The sequence below is a fragment of the Sedimentitalea sp. genome, assembly GCF_039973035.1.
In the GTDB taxonomy this organism is placed as follows: Bacteria; Pseudomonadota; Alphaproteobacteria; order Rhodobacterales; family Rhodobacteraceae; genus Sedimentitalea.
The window spans coordinates 24,034-38,052 of record NZ_JBDWLR010000050.1 but is presented as its reverse complement, the minus strand read 5'-3'; the positions used below and the strand labels follow the sequence as shown (position 1 = coordinate 38,052).

12 protein-coding genes are annotated in these 14,019 nt (G+C 57.1%); 4 read left to right on the top strand and 8 right to left on the bottom strand.

What is annotated here, in order from left to right:
- Positions 1 to 5 precede the first annotated feature (5 nt).
- From ABJO75_RS12265 to cysQ, 7 genes are all read right to left on the bottom strand, one after another.
- Positions 6 to 1,700 (bottom strand): beta-1,6-N-acetylglucosaminyltransferase, encoded by a 1,695-nt coding sequence (locus tag ABJO75_RS12265; protein ID WP_348124592.1) that lies wholly within the window; start codon positions 1,698 to 1,700, stop codon positions 6 to 8.
- Entirely contained in the window at positions 1,697 to 2,707 is a 1,011-nt protein-coding gene (locus ABJO75_RS12260; protein WP_348124590.1) for a glycosyltransferase family 2 protein, read from the bottom strand. The genes ABJO75_RS12265 and ABJO75_RS12260 overlap by 4 nt, the downstream gene beginning before the upstream one ends.
- 165 nt (positions 2,708 to 2,872) lie before the next feature.
- Positions 2,873 to 3,892 carry a glycosyltransferase family 2 protein gene (locus tag ABJO75_RS12255; RefSeq protein WP_348124588.1) on the bottom strand — a complete coding sequence of 340 codons (1,020 nt, stop codon included), beginning with the start codon at positions 3,890 to 3,892 and terminating at the stop codon, positions 2,873 to 2,875.
- Between the two features lie 19 nt (positions 3,893 to 3,911).
- The gene (gene galE, locus ABJO75_RS12250; RefSeq protein ID WP_348124586.1) at positions 3,912 to 4,895 is read right to left on the bottom strand and encodes a UDP-glucose 4-epimerase GalE; all 984 of its coding nucleotides are present in this window, start codon (positions 4,893 to 4,895) and stop codon (positions 3,912 to 3,914) included.
- A 19-nt stretch (positions 4,896 to 4,914) separates the two neighbouring features.
- The gene (galU, locus tag ABJO75_RS12245; protein WP_348124584.1) at positions 4,915 to 5,808 is read right to left on the bottom strand and encodes a UTP--glucose-1-phosphate uridylyltransferase GalU; all 894 of its coding nucleotides are present in this window, start codon (positions 5,806 to 5,808) and stop codon (positions 4,915 to 4,917) included.
- Positions 5,809 to 6,492: 684 nt separating this feature from the next.
- A complete protein-coding gene (locus ABJO75_RS12240; protein ID WP_348124581.1) occupies positions 6,493 to 7,293 on the bottom strand; it encodes a manno-octulosonate cytidylyltransferase in 801 nt (266 codons plus the stop codon).
- Entirely contained in the window at positions 7,293 to 8,090 is a 798-nt protein-coding gene (gene cysQ, locus ABJO75_RS12235) for a 3'(2'),5'-bisphosphate nucleotidase CysQ (protein ID WP_348124579.1), read from the bottom strand. The genes ABJO75_RS12240 and cysQ overlap by 1 nt, the downstream gene beginning before the upstream one ends.
- A 116-nt stretch (positions 8,091 to 8,206) precedes the next feature.
- On the opposite strand from cysQ, the gene ABJO75_RS12230 reads away from it, so the two are divergent.
- Positions 8,207 to 9,028: an ABC transporter permease gene (locus ABJO75_RS12230; RefSeq protein WP_348124576.1), complete on the top strand. Its 822-nt coding sequence runs from the start codon at positions 8,207 to 8,209 to the stop codon at positions 9,026 to 9,028.
- Positions 9,029 to 9,144: 116 nt separating this feature from the next.
- Here ABJO75_RS12230 and ABJO75_RS12225 read toward each other — a convergent pair whose 3' ends face one another.
- The gene (locus ABJO75_RS12225) at positions 9,145 to 9,747 is read right to left on the bottom strand and encodes an alpha-ketoglutarate-dependent dioxygenase AlkB (protein ID WP_348124574.1); all 603 of its coding nucleotides are present in this window, start codon (positions 9,745 to 9,747) and stop codon (positions 9,145 to 9,147) included.
- Positions 9,748 to 9,964: 217 nt separating this feature from the next.
- On the opposite strand from ABJO75_RS12225, the gene dnaK reads away from it, so the two are divergent.
- The 3 genes from dnaK to radC all read left to right on the top strand — a co-directional run bounded on the left by dnaK (position 9,965) and on the right by radC (position 14,010).
- Positions 9,965 to 11,872, top strand: coding sequence for a molecular chaperone DnaK (dnaK, locus tag ABJO75_RS12220; RefSeq protein ID WP_348124572.1), 1,908 nt, complete (start codon positions 9,965 to 9,967; stop codon positions 11,870 to 11,872).
- Between the two features lie 76 nt (positions 11,873 to 11,948).
- Positions 11,949 to 13,097, top strand: coding sequence for a molecular chaperone DnaJ (dnaJ, locus tag ABJO75_RS12215; protein WP_348124570.1), 1,149 nt, complete (start codon positions 11,949 to 11,951; stop codon positions 13,095 to 13,097).
- A 154-nt stretch (positions 13,098 to 13,251) separates the two neighbouring features.
- Positions 13,252 to 14,010 (top strand): DNA repair protein RadC, encoded by a 759-nt coding sequence (radC, locus tag ABJO75_RS12210; RefSeq protein ID WP_348124569.1) that lies wholly within the window; start codon positions 13,252 to 13,254, stop codon positions 14,008 to 14,010.
- Positions 14,011 to 14,019 lie beyond the last annotated feature (9 nt).

Sequence of the window (14,019 nt, the reverse complement as noted above, 5' to 3'; positions counted from 1 at the left end):
CTGTTTTACTGTACCAGATAAGGTTTGCTTGGCCGTTTTGGCAGTACGACCTGTGGTTCCTCCAAGGGGAAATCGCCCATGAGATGGGGGTGCATCCCCTGATTCTTCAGATTTTGCAGGAATTGTCCGAACCCTGCCAGATCGTTCATCTTTGGCGCCTCCGTCAGAATTCGGCTGTTGGTCTGTCCGATTTCATCGACAATTTCCTGCAGCGCCTCCATCGGGGCGTCCACAAATTCCGCCAATGACCATATCCGGATCTGTGCCTTGGCTTCGCCTGACTTCAGAAAGGCCAATTGCTTGGCTTCAATTTTTTGCAGCTTTGCCACGCGTTTGCGCAGATCGGCGAAATTGCAGTTGGAATGAAACAGAGGGATCGCCCACGCCCCGGCAATGACGGAAATCTGGGCATTCGGATCACGCGCAATGAATTCAGCGATGCGCTGCACGTCGGCAGGGCCATACTGAAAAGACTGTCGCTCGCCCCGCGTGTTCCAGATCAGGCTGGTGAGAAAGGTCTCGGGAGCATAGTCTCGCTTGGCTGCACTGTCACTGAGTCCCCCATTGATCAATTTGGCCTGCCCGGCGAATGACACCCGGTCAGGCGCAAAGAGGTGCCCGTGCACCTGTGTTCCCGAGGTCTTGGTGAGCCAGTCCTCAAAATTGTAGAATAGGTCTGCAAACCCTTGAAAAACCGAATAGGGGTTCGAGGTCGGCGCGTTCACGGAACTTGGTCTCGGCATGCGACTTTGCATGTAGAGACCCGGCCGCCCTCGGGTGCGTTGTTCGACAGCTCGGGCAAAAACGCGGTCGATCTTGGCAGGATTGGGCTCTGTCTGGTTCGACGAATTGGCGTTATTAAGAAATGCGTCATATAGCCGGTTGGCACGAGGCCAGATCTTGCGGCCCACGAAACAATTTGAACGTCGGAGCAGTTGCAGGTGATCGTCATAGAAGACATGCGGTTTACCCTGATGGTCAAACTTCGACAGGGTCAGCGAACGGCTTTCTATATTGCTTGAAAAACGTCGTGCCAGTGTCTGGTAATAGCTTTCGTCCGGAATCCAGACGCCGCGGAAATAGCGATCGTACTTGTCCCGGTTTGGGTCCTGAAGAATTGCTGACAAGGTTTGACGTGTCAGGCACCACCACTGGCTGCCGATATGGGGGACCAACCCGTCGGGAATCTTTCTCTTGATGCCGAACCGGCGCTGAAGCCGCACATATTGATCAAACCAAGTACGCCGGCGTTTCCATGAAAATGGAAACCGCAATGTGAAACGTTCTTGCTGCAGGCCGCCCTTGGCCCAAGGTACATCGGCCGTCGTCGCACTTTCGATAAAGTCGGTGCGCCGTCGCTGGGCCAGATAGCCAACCAGCTCATGCACGGGGCGCAGCGGAAGGCAGGACCCCGATACGAGGTAGACATGGTGGATGTCTGGAAAAGTCGCGAGCAACAATTCCGAGGCTGATTGCGATGCGGCGACAATGCCCCAGCGGCCCCATTCGCATCGGTGTCGTTCACAAAAGCGGATCATTGGTTGGTCGGCCAAGGCTGCCTTTAGTCCGTCAAAAGCGTCTCGGGGTACATTCAGATCTACATGCAGCGCGACCGGACAGCCCGCCGCGGCCCAATGCCGCGCCACCTGTTCAACCCGGTCCAGCGCAGTGTGAACCAGCATGGCGATGCCAACGCTCATGCCCAGTTGCCCTTGGACATCAATCCCAAAATCTCGATCTGCCGCCAGTTGATGTACTTCTCGCTCCACTCGTTCCACGGCCCTGCGCCGTCTTTCAGTTTTTCCAGATAGGCCCGGTACTCAACCGAACCATAGAAATGTTGCTTGCGAGTCAATTCCTCGGATGCTTTCACCGAAAAATTGTCGAGGAACTTGGCATGTAGCAAGACACCGCTCGCCTTCTCTCCACCGGTCTCGTCATAGACAAGGTTCAGCCCGCGCGGCAGCAACATATGCGTCGAGCTGACATAGGTGTAGCGTCGGTCCCAATTTACCAATGGGATCTTGTTCAGGGCAGGGGCCTTTTCGGGGTTGTCGGCAAAGAACATGCGACTGCGCGGCCCACCCTGGATCCAGAGATTGCCCAGTTCGGGATTTCGTTTCAGCGTGTAGTTGCCGCTATCGAACCATTCCGCGATCTCCATCGGGTTCTGGCCCGGTTCATAGTGCTGAGCATCCAGTCGGCCCCGCGGGTACATATCAAGCAACATTGCTCCGAATGATTTCACCGATGAGGCCGAAAGCCAATCAGTCAAAGCGCGCAGGGGGCGGGTGTCACAGAACGGATAGACAAAGAATTCGTCCGGGTCCACGACCAGCGTCCAATGCCCGTGCCCATAGGTACGCAAGAGGTAATTCAGCCAATCCGTTCCATAGTTCGACGCCTTGTAACTATTTGCCGTGTGCCAGACCGAAATGTCCGGCTGTTCGGCAACGAGTTCCGAGGTGCTGTCATCACTATTGTTGTCGACAAACAGAAAGTGATCGACTCCCAGTTCGCGATAATATTCCAGAAAATAGGGCAAACGCGCGCCTTCGTTGCGAAAGGTGCTGAACAGGAGGATGTCTTCGGGACCGATTGCGGCGGTGTTGTCTTGTGTCGGTGTCAATTCACGGGATTTACGAAGGCAGCGCAACAGGCGGCGCCTGCGCCGCAGTCTCATACGATAGGAAGTCCACAGGCTCATGTATTGGCCCGCCCCTGACAGAATGATGCTTGGCAACCGTTGGATGGTTTTCGGTTTTGAAATACCTGTCTCATAATTGCCGTTTGGTTGCTCATATCAAAGAATTTTCAGAACCTTACGGGGAGCTTTGTTAAGATTGTCACCTATTTGAAACGTATGTCGGCGTTACCAGCCTCCGGACTGCATCAAACCCAGTGATTCGAGTTGCTTCCAACCTTTAAACCGAACCGAGTCCGGCGACCACAGATCAGGCCCGGCAGCGATTTCATCATAGTATTTCGTAAACTCGGTAGGCGCATGAAAATGCTGACTGCGCGCTTTTTCGATTGTGGACCGCTCGATCACCTGGGGCAGGAACTTGGTGTGCAGTAATACGCCGGACGGGGCGTCTGCGTCTGCGCCGGGGCCGTCATAGCCAAAGTTCAGGGCGCTGGGCAGAATGGAATGACAGGAATTGACATAGGCGTCTCTGCGAGACCACCGCACCAACGGTATCTTGTTCAGGGTCGGAGACCGTCGTGGAGAGTCAGCAAAGAATACGCGCTCGCGCGCACCGCCCTGCACCCACAGGTTTCCGAGAGGCTGCTGTCGTTGCACCCGGTAGGGTCCGGGATCAAACCAGGGCAGAACCGCGACCGGATCATCTCCTGCTGCGTATCGCTGATAGCCAAGCGGCCCCTTGGGATAAAGATCGAGCATCAGCGCGCCAAAGACCCTACGCCCCTGCGCCTCAAGCCAACTCGTCAGATTATGTAAACTGCGTGTTTCATGATGCGGATAGATCAACAGTTCGTCGGCATCGACCATTAGGGTCCAGTGATCATGGGCGTACCGCATCTGCAGCCACGTCATCCAGTCCAAGCCAAAGCGGGAGTTGCGATAGCTTTGATCGGTGCTCCAGAGCGAAACATCCGCCTGCTCGGCGAGATACGCGGCAGAGCCGTCGCCGCTGTCGTTGTCGACGATCAGAAAATGTTCGACGCCCAACTCGCGATGGTGGTTCAGAAACCAAGGCAGGCGATCGATTTCATTGCGGATTGTGCTGACAGCCAGAATAGCACCGCGTGTGATCCGGTCTGTGCGATCCTTGACGGACCGCAATTGTTGCCTGCTGCGAAAGGAACGCCACAACAGCCCGCGTCGCCTCCACCTCAGACGATAGGCGTCGTAGGCGCTGATCGGCACGGCGCCGCTGCTTATCCGGTCACTTGTCGTAATGACCTGTCTCGTGCCAGCGCCAGGCGTCCGCGATCATGGTGCGCAGATCGGAACGTGCCGGTTTCCAGCCAAGCTCTTGTTCTGCCCGAACAGAGCCTGACACCAGCTTGGTTGCATCTCCGGCGCGGCGCGAGCCGATGACATGAGGCACTTCGCGATTGGTGACGGTGTGGGAATGGTCGATCACCTCACGTACCGAGAAACCCGTTCCGGTGCCAAGGTTAAAGACCTTGCTGCCTTTGCCATCCTTGAGCCAGTTCAACCCAAGAACATGGGCGTCCACCAGATCGCTGACATGCACATAGTCGCGAATACAGGTGCCGTCAGGCGTGTCATAGTCCGTGCCAAACACGGTCAAGGCATCGCGCTTGCCATCAATCGCCTCGAGCATCAGCGGCACCAAATGTGTTTCAGGGCGGTGATGTTCGCCGACCTCGGCCTCAGGATCCGCTCCGGCGACGTTGAAATACCTGAAGATTACCTTCCGCAGCCCATAGGCGGCTTCGAAATCGCGCAGGATATCCTCGATTGCCCTTTTGGATGCGCCATAGGCGTTGAGCGGCATCTGAGGCGTGTCCTCGTCAAGCACGACATTGTCATGCTCGCCATAGGTGGCGCAGGTCGACGAAAACACGAAGTCCAGACAACCCGCAGCTACGGCTGCCTCAATCAGGGTTAAAGACCCTTCGACGTTGTTGCGCCAATAGCGACCGGGTTGGCTCATCGCTTCGCCAACCTGACTGAGTGCGGCAAAATGCATGACCGCCACCGGCTTATGGGTCGCAAACACCTCGTCCAGCCGCGCCCGATCCAGCAGGTCGCCTTTTTCAAATGGGCCGAACTTGACCGCGTCCTGCCAGCCGGTCTCAAGGTTGTCGAATGTAACCGGGATATAGCCCGCAGCTTTTAATGCCTTGCAGGCATGTGAGCCGATGTAACCGGCGCCGCCGGTCACCAGAACGGTGTTCATGTTTGATCCTCGTGCAGCCTTATTCGGCTGCTTTATCCAGTTGCACAATATCGCGCAAATACCGCGATAGGTCATCGCGCAGGTCGTCGCGCGCCAATGCAAATGCCACGGTGGCTTGCAGGAAACCAGCCTTGGAGCCGCAATCGAAACGCTGTCCCCGGAACCGGAAACCATGGACCGGATTGTCGGTGCCGATGTCTTGTGCAATCGCATCGGTCAACTGGATTTCGCCGCCAGCGCCTTCTTTCATCTTGTTCAGGTTCCGCAAGATCGACGGGCTGAGGATATAGCGACCAATCACCGCAAGGTTGGACGGAGCCTCGTTCTCTTTGGGCTTTTCGACCATGCCGCGAACCTTGACGATCGAACCTCGGTCTTCTTCCAGGTCGAGAACACCGTAAGAGGATGCCGCCTCGGGCGGAACCTCCATCGCCGCAACCATGTTGCCGCCGGTTTCTTCATAGGCCTCGACCATTTGCTGCAAGCAAGGTGTTTCAGCCGCGATCACGTCATCGGGTAGGATGACCGCAAAGGGTTCATTCGCGATCAGACGACGCGCGCACCAGACGGCATGGCCCAGACCCAACGCCCGATGCTGGCGGATATATGCGATCGCGCCGCTTTCCATGTTGGTCGCCTTGAGAATATCCAGAAGCTCGTTTTTCCCCTTACGGCGCAGCTCTTGTTCGAGCACGGGCGAATGGTCAAAATAGTCTTCAAGAGCGCCTTTGCCCTTGGATGTGACAAAGATGAACTCTTTGATCCCGGCTGCGCGTGCCTCGTCAATGGCGTATTGAACCAGCGGGCGGTCAACCAGCGTCATGATCTCCTTTGGCACTGATTTGGTCGCTGGAAGGAACCGTGTTCCCATCCCTGCCACCGGAAAAATTGCTTTCGTTACTTTCTTGCCCATGGATTTCTCTCAGTTCAAAAATTTCTAAGTCCGGAACGCGCCACCTGCATCATCGTACATGATCTGATGTCGGTAGTCACATGCGCTCCACTTTGGTGCTACAGAACGATATGCGAGCCTTTGCCATCCCCAAGTCTATGGCCTCAGGCCTTCATGCTGTCGAGACCTGCAACGCCTCGCGACACAAAACACATGTATTGGCTGGGCGTCAAAAGGGGAAATATCTCGATCTCCAGTCATTATGCGTAGACGGGTCATTGTCTGTAACCAGCATAGTGGGTGTGCAAATACCACTCTAGGTTGCTTTTTGAGCGATCGCAATCAAACGGTTGTAATCGGGCGGCTTGTCGCCATCGGGCCATTGTAAGAGCTTAGTCTTGCCATTTTGGCCTTTTCTATCAACGGGAAGCGACGAAGCCAGCATGAATGGTGCGATTTCTCACAGCACTTTTGGTCCGCACAAACCAAGACGTTATTCTTTTAGGATGGCGCACGCGACTTGTCATTTCGGTGTGTGGTTTCGGTCAGAAAGAGGACCGCGCAATCTCTGCGCCATATCGCCACGGAGAGTCGCCTCGCACGAAAGTTGGGCAGCCTGACCCGATCCGGCACTGGCCGTGTGAAACACGTCTGGCGTTTTTACGGATTCGTCCGATCAAGTAAGGCCGATGTCATGAGGCCCGATTACTCGAGTCCCATCTGTTTCATCATCGTCTCCAATCGCGGCACGTCTTCGGGATTGTTCAGCTCCCAGAACTGTCGGTCACGAGCCTCGACCTCGACGCATAATACCTTGCGGCCATTCTCCATAAACCGAAGCTGCTCGAGCCCTTCCAAACGTTCCAGTGGGCCGGTGGGCCATGCGCCATAGGACGCAAGCGCATCCGGTCTGTAGGCGTAGACCCCGACATGGTGAAACACCGGTGTTTCGGCGTCGTCGGCATATGTTTCGGAGGTAAACGGAACGACTTCCTTGGAAAAATACAGCGCACTCTTGTCGGCGGCAAAAACTGCGGTGGTTCCCCCGACGCGGTCGTCCTTGCGGTCCGCAAGAAACCCATTCAGTGCCGCCCCGTCGCAGCGCAGCACCGGCGTCGCGACACCGGCGTCAGGTGCCGCGCGCAGTCCGGCGATAAGGTCTTCGATGAACCAATGCGGCGTCAGCGGTGCGTCGCCCTGAAGATTGACGATGATGTCATATTTCCCCCCGAGCGCTGCATGTGCCTCGGCACAGCGTTCGGTGCCATTGGCGCAGTCCGAAGAGGTCATGACGACTTCGGCACCAAACCCCTCGCAGGCGCCGCGGATGCGGTCATCATCGGTTGCCACCACCACCCGGTCAACGCCATCGACCGCCTGCGCAGCACGCCACGAGCGTTCGATCAGCGTTCGTGCCAAACCGCTCGCCCCGGTCAACGGCACCAGCGGCTTACCGGGATAACGGGACGAGGCATAGCGCGCGGGAATGGCAACCAATACCGCCATCAGGCGCTCTTCAACTCGACACCGGGCGCGTAGGCAATGAAAAAGGGATTGGCATAGCCATCCTTGCCATAGGTCAGCGGGCTGTGGTCGTCAAAGCGTACGACCTTGCCGCCTGCACCCTGCAAAACGGCGTGACCGGCTGCCGTGTCCCATTCCATCGTGCGTCCCACGCGCGGATACAAATCGGCCTCACCCGTCGCCACCAGACAGAACTTTAGCGATGATCCCGCGCTCTTCATGTCCTGCACGCTGTATTTGTTGATATAGTCGTCGGTGGCCTGATCACGGTGCGACTTGCTGGCCACGACCATCAGCGCGGCGTTGTCGGATGCCGCAACATTGATCGGGCTGACCGGGCCGATGGCCTCCGCGCTCAGATCGCCGGTTTCTTCCACCGACTGCCCGTCGGCCAGCGTGTAGAACATGCGGTCCTTTGCCGGTGCATAGACAACGCCGCGCGTTGGCACGCCGTTTTCGACCAGCGCGATGTTCACTGTAAAGTCGCCCCGGCGATGGATAAACTCTTTGGTTCCGTCCAGCGGGTCGACAATCAGGAAGGTGTCGCCCTTCGCACTGTGGCTGTCTGCCTGTTCTTCGGTCACCAGCATCATATCGGGAAATGCGGCGCGCAGTCCGGCCGAGATGATTTCGTCGGCGGCTTCGTCGGCTGCGGTTACCGGGCTGTCATCGGATTTGACCTTTACGTCGAAATCATCCGAATTGTAGATCTCCATGATCTTGGCGCCAGCCTCAATGGACAGGCGGCGGATGACGGGGATCAGCTCTTCATGGGTCACGCGGGGCACTCCGATGCGGTTTGTTGATTAGCGATTGCCGACCCCTTATGATGGGATGGCAACGGTTCGGCAAGATTTCCGTGTCAAACTTGCCAGCGTCACAGGATCACAGGCCAATGTTCGTACAACCCCGACGTCAAACACGGCTGGCAGGCGCCGCACAGATCGCCGAACTGATATATCATGCGGTCGCGCGGAGCGTGCGTAAACGCCACAACAATGCGCTCGTCGCGATTCTGCTGAACATGGTGCAGATCGTGGTGTTCGTGCTGGTGTTCTATTTCATGTTCATTGTGCTTGGGCTTCGCGGCTCCGCTGTTCGTGGCGATTTCCTGCTCTATGTCATGTCGGGCATCTTCCTGTTCATTTGCCATACCAAGGCTGTCGGTGCCGTTGCCAGTGCCGAAGGTCCGAATTCGGCCATGATGCAACACGCCCCAATGAATACCATCGTCACCATCTCGGCTGCCGCTCTCGGCTCGCTCTATGTCCAGACGTTGTCGATGTTCCTGATTCTCCTCGTCTATCACATTGGCTTCACCCCGATTGAGATCGACCAGCCTGCCGCGGCCTTTGGCATGCTGCTGTTGGCCTGGTTTACCGGCTGTGGCGTGGGCTTGCTTTTCCTTGTTCTACGACCCTGGTTTCCCCTCGCGGTCGGCATCATGGTAACGATCTATCAACGGGCGAACATGATCGCGTCGGGCAAGATGTTTCTGGCCAACACCCTGCCAGGCTACATGCTAGCGATGTTTGACTGGAACCCGCTGTTTCACGCGATCGATCAGGCGCGCGGCTTTGTGTTCATCAACTACAACCCGCATTTCAGCAACTGGCATTATGCGTGGTGGGTCGGCGTGGTCTTAATCGTGATCGGCCTGATGGGAGAGTTCTATACCCGCCGCCATGTCTCAGTCAGTTGGTCTGCGCGCCGCTGATCCACCGCGCCGGGCCCCTCTTCATCTTTGGTCAAATACCCCGGGGAGTTTGAGGGGCAGCGCCCCTCATCTTACGGACGGTCCCTCTGTTCGCTGCTATCGTTGCCCTGCACCATTCAAGTCACAACACGGAGCGTCAGGTTCAAACGCCCGCCTCGTGACAACAGCCGGGACGACCCAAATCGAATGCGGTCGATACCATGATAGGTCAACCGCGCATCGCCACCCATGACCACCACGTCACCGGATGCCAGCCAGACCGACTCGGTCTTGCCGCCACGCGTCCGATTGCCGATGCGAAAGAGCCCGTCATCGCCCAAGGATACTGAAACCACAGGCCAGGAAAAATCCGCTTCGTCGCGATCCTGATGCAGCCCCATTCTTGCGCCTTCGCCATACCAGTTGACCAGACAACAATCCGGAGGGCGCTCAAGCCTGGTCACGCGATCCCAGATTGCCAGTATTTTCTTTGGGATTGCAGGCCATTCCATACCATCGGGATGTCTGGAAATGTAGCGATACCCACGTTGATCCGAATGCCAACCAAAGCTGCCCGCCGAGGTCATCCGCACCGACATTGGCCGTCCATAGGGCGTGTCGGGTTGAAACAGGGGGGCTGCCAGAACCAGTTGGCGCACGACCGCGACAACTGCTTCTTGAGTGGCTACATCCAGATAACCCTTCCATATCTGGAACCCGCGCATTTCAAGACAGGTCATCGGCGGTTCTCCATTCATTAACAAACCCATTCAAAATTCCGCAAAGATTCGTGAATTCAGACCCGCAACGATGGTTGCAGGCCGCATTGGCGCTCCCTATATACGCCGAGACGCGCAATGGCGGGACCCGCTATCGCGCAGAACAATCGGGGTCGGGATGCCATAACGGGTTCAGGCCTCGGGTCATCGCCTTGAAACAGCTTGGGATCAAAACAAAATGAGCAAAGTAATCGGAATCGACCTGGGAACCACCAACAGCTGCGTGGCCATCATGGACGGCAGCCAGCCCCGCGTTATCGAAAACGCCGAGGGCGCCCGCACAACACCATCCATTGTTGCCTTTACGGACGACGAGCGTCTGGTTGGCCAACCTGCCAAACGTCAGGCCGTCACCAACCCCGACAACACGATTTTCGGCGTCAAGCGCCTGATCGGTCGCCGCAATGACGATGCGGATCTGGCCAAGGACAAGAAAAACCTGCCCTTTAACGTCATCGACGGCGGCAACGGCGACGCGTGGGTTGAAGCCAAGGGCGAGAAATACAGCCCGAGCCAAATCTCGGCCTTCATCCTCGGCAAGATGAAAGAAACCGCTGAGTCCTATCTCGGCGAAGAAGTGACGCAGGCCGTCATTACCGTTCCTGCCTATTTCAACGACGCTCAGCGTCAGGCCACAAAAGACGCCGGCAAGATCGCTGGCCTTGAAGTGCTGCGGATCATCAACGAACCCACTGCTGCTGCGCTGGCCTATGGTCTGGACAAGGAAAATACCCACACGATCGCGGTCTATGACCTCGGCGGTGGTACATTCGACGTGACCATCCTGGAAATCGACGATGGCCTGTTCGAAGTGAAATCCACCAACGGTGACACGTTCCTGGGCGGTGAAGACTTTGATATGCGCATCGTCAACTATCTGGCGGGCGAGTTCAAAAAAGAAAACGGCGTCGATCTGACCAAAGACAAGATGGCTCTGCAGCGTCTCAAGGAAGCTGCGGAAAAGGCCAAGATCGAACTGTCCAGCTCCAGCCAGACCGAGATCAACCAGCCGTTCATCTCGATGGACCCCAAGGGCGGCCAGCCACTGCACATGGTCATGAAACTGACCCGTGCGAAACTGGAGAGCCTGGTTGGCGATCTGATCAAGGCATCGCTGAAGCCTTGTCAGGCAGCACTCAAGGATGCCGGCATGTCCGCCGGTGATGTTGACGAAATCGTTCTCGTCGGCGGTATGACCCGCATGCCCAAGGTCGTCGAAGAAGTCACCAAATTCTTCGGCAAAGAGCCCCACAAGGGTGTGAACCCTGATGAGGTTGTCGCGATGGGTGCGGCGATTCAGGCCGGCGTTCTGCAGGGCGATGTCAAAGACGTCGTACTTCTGGACGTGACGCCGCTGTCGCTGGGTATCGAAACGCTGGGTGGTGTCTTTACCCGTCTGATCGATCGCAACACGACGATCCCGACCAAGAAATCACAGATCTTCTCGACTGCCGAAGATCACCAGAACGCAGTGACCATCCGGGTGTTCCAGGGTGAGCGCGAAATGGCCGCAGACAACAAGATTCTGGGTCAATTCAACCTCGAGAATATCCCACCAGCACCCCGTGGTATGCCGCAGATCGAAGTGACCTTTGACATCGACGCCAACGGCATCGTGTCGGTTGGTGCGATGGACAAGGGCACTGGCAAGGAACAGAAGATCACCATTCAGGCTTCGGGTGGTCTGTCGGATGCTGACATTGAAAAAATGGTTCAGGACGCCGAAGAGAATGCCGAGGCGGACAAGGCGCGTCGCGAACTGGTCGATGCCAAGAACCAGGCGGAGAGCCTGATCCATTCGACCGAAAAGTCGGTGGAAGAGCACTCCGACAAGGTCGATCCGACAACCGTCGAAGCAATCGAACTGGCGATCGCCGCGCTCAAGGACGAGCTGGAAACAGAAAATGCCGACAAGATCAAATCCGGCATCCAGAACGTCACCGAAGCGGCGATGAAACTTGGCGAGGCGATCTACAAGTCCAGCCAGGAGGCCGAAGAAGAACCGACAGCCGCCGATGCGGGTCCGGCAGATGACGATATCGTCGATGCTGAGTTCGAAGATCTGGACGATAACAAGCGCGCCTAAGGCGCTTGTTTGAACCTGGACGGGCCGGCCCGATTGCGGCGCCGGCCCTCTGACGTTCAGACAGGAGGACAACAGAATGTCAAAACGCGACTTCTATGACGTGCTTGGCGTGTCCAAAGGCGCTTCGTCCGACGAGATCAAGAAGGGCTATCGCAAGAAAGCCAAGGAATTGCATCCCGACCGAAACTCGGACAACCCCGAGGCAGAAAGCCAGTTCAAGGAAGCCAATGAGGCTTACGAGATCCTCAAGGACGCTGAAAAGAAGGCGGCGTATGACCGGTTTGGTCATGCCGCGTTCGAAGGCGGTATGGGCGGCGGCGGTCAACGACCGGGGCAGGGCTATGGCGGAGGAGATTTTTCCTCGGCATTTTCCGATGTGTTTGACGACCTCTTTGGCGATTTCATGGGCGGGCAACGTGGTGGCGGTGGCCGACGCGCGGCGCGCGGCGCTGACCTGCGCTACAATCTGCGTATCACGATGGAAGATGCCTACTCCGGTCTGCAGAAAACGATCAACGTGCCTACTGCTGTGGCGTGTTCGGACTGTGACGGTAATGGCGCCGAAGGTGGTGCAGAACCCTCTACCTGTCCGACCTGCTCGGGCATGGGTAAGGTGCGCGCGCAACAGGGCTTTTTTACGGTTGAGCGTACCTGTCCGACCTGTTCCGGTCTGGGCCAGATCATCAAGAATCCGTGCAAATCCTGTGGCGGTCAAGGCCGCGTCGAAAGGGATCGCGCGCTGAACGTCAACATTCCCGCAGGTGTCGAGACGGGCACTCGCATTCGCCTTGCAGGCGAAGGCGAAGCAGGCATGCGTGGCGGCCCTCCGGGCGATCTCTATATCTTTGTCGAAGTTCAGGCACACGAGCTGTTTGAGCGGGACGGCACCAACCTCTATTGTCGCGTGCCGGTTAGCATGTCCAAGGCAGCACTTGGTGGTGCCATCGAGGTGCCGACGATCGACGGTGGCCGCGGTCGGGTTCAGATCCCGGCAGGCAGCCAGTCAGGCCGTCAGATGCGCCTGCGCAGCAAGGGTATGCCGGCGTTGCGTGGTGGTGGGACAGGTGACATGTTCATCGAGTTGGCCGTGGAAACCCCGGTGAACCTGACCAGTCGCCAGAAAGAGTTGTTGAAGGAATTCGAGGACCTCAGCGAGGACAACAATCCCGAATCCCATTCGTTCTTTTCGTCCGTAAAGTCCTTTTGGGATGGGATGAAAGGGTAAACGAGCGCCCTTCCCAGCGGCAGAGCATTCTAAGAAAAACGTCAGCCTTGCGGTTGGCGTTTTTTTGTTTCGCAGACATGTCTGCTGCCGTCTTGCCAGAGGATAGCAGGCCAAGCTTAACCAATAATTCACCTTGTCCCATGATCTTTGGGCCATGAGTAACGGTCATGCATTTCACGAAGCCCGGTCGCTGTTTGACAGCGATGAGGCCCCGGTCCAGCGACTACCGGATGGCAAGCTGCCCTCCTACATTGCCGATCACCGAAAAAGACTGAGGGCAAGGTTTATGCAGGGCGGTGCAGTTGCGGTGCCGGATTACGAGATGCTTGAGCTGATCCTGTTCCGTTCGATCCCGCGTCGGGATGTAAAGCCGCTTGCGCGGGAACTGCTGGAGAAATTCGGGGATTTCAACCGGGTCCTGTCCGCGCCGCCCGAGCGGCTGGCCGAGGTCAAAGGGGTCGCGGAGGCCGTGATCACCGATCTCAAGGTTGTCGAGGCTGCAGCGCACAGGATGGCCCGCTCCAAGGTGCTGCAAAAGCACGTGATTTCAAGCTGGGATGCGATCTTGGACTATTGCCATACCACCATGGCGCATCGCGAGACCGAGCAGTTTCGTGTGCTCTATCTGGATCGCAAGAACGTGCTGATCGCGGACGAAGAACAGGCCAAAGGCACGGTCGATCACGTGCCAGTCTACCCACGCGAGGTGGCCAAACGGGCTTTGGAACTGAACGCCTCGGCGCTCATTCTCGTCCACAATCACCCGTCAGGCGACCCTGCTCCGTCACAGGCAGACATTGATATGACCCGACAGATTCAGCAGGCCTGCACCGCCCTCGGGCTAACGCTGCATGACCATCTGATCATCGGCAAGTCCCGCGAACTCAGCTTTAGCGGACAAGGCTACCTCTGACGTCAGTCA

Bases quoted from the DNA above. Each gene is read 5' to 3' on its own strand.
- galU (WP_348124584.1), bottom strand. From the start codon at position 5,808: ATGGGCAAGAAAGTAACGAAAGCAATTTTTCCGGTGGCAGGGATGGGA.
- dnaJ (WP_348124570.1), top strand. From the start codon at position 11,949: ATGTCAAAACGCGACTTCTATGACGTGCTTGGCGTGTCCAAAGGCGCT.
- ABJO75_RS12230 (WP_348124576.1), top strand. From the start codon at position 8,207: ATGTTCGTACAACCCCGACGTCAAACACGGCTGGCAGGCGCCGCACAG.
- galE (WP_348124586.1), bottom strand. From the start codon at position 4,895: ATGAACACCGTTCTGGTGACCGGCGGCGCCGGTTACATCGGCTCACAT.
- dnaK (WP_348124572.1), top strand. From the start codon at position 9,965: ATGAGCAAAGTAATCGGAATCGACCTGGGAACCACCAACAGCTGCGTG.
- radC (WP_348124569.1), top strand. From the start codon at position 13,252: ATGAGTAACGGTCATGCATTTCACGAAGCCCGGTCGCTGTTTGACAGC.
- ABJO75_RS12265 (WP_348124592.1), bottom strand. From the start codon at position 1,700: ATGAGCGTTGGCATCGCCATGCTGGTTCACACTGCGCTGGACCGGGTT.
- ABJO75_RS12225 (WP_348124574.1), bottom strand. From the start codon at position 9,747: ATGACCTGTCTTGAAATGCGCGGGTTCCAGATATGGAAGGGTTATCTG.
- ABJO75_RS12260 (WP_348124590.1), bottom strand. From the start codon at position 2,707: ATGAGCCTGTGGACTTCCTATCGTATGAGACTGCGGCGCAGGCGCCGC.
- ABJO75_RS12240 (WP_348124581.1), bottom strand. From the start codon at position 7,293: ATGGCGGTATTGGTTGCCATTCCCGCGCGCTATGCCTCGTCCCGTTAT.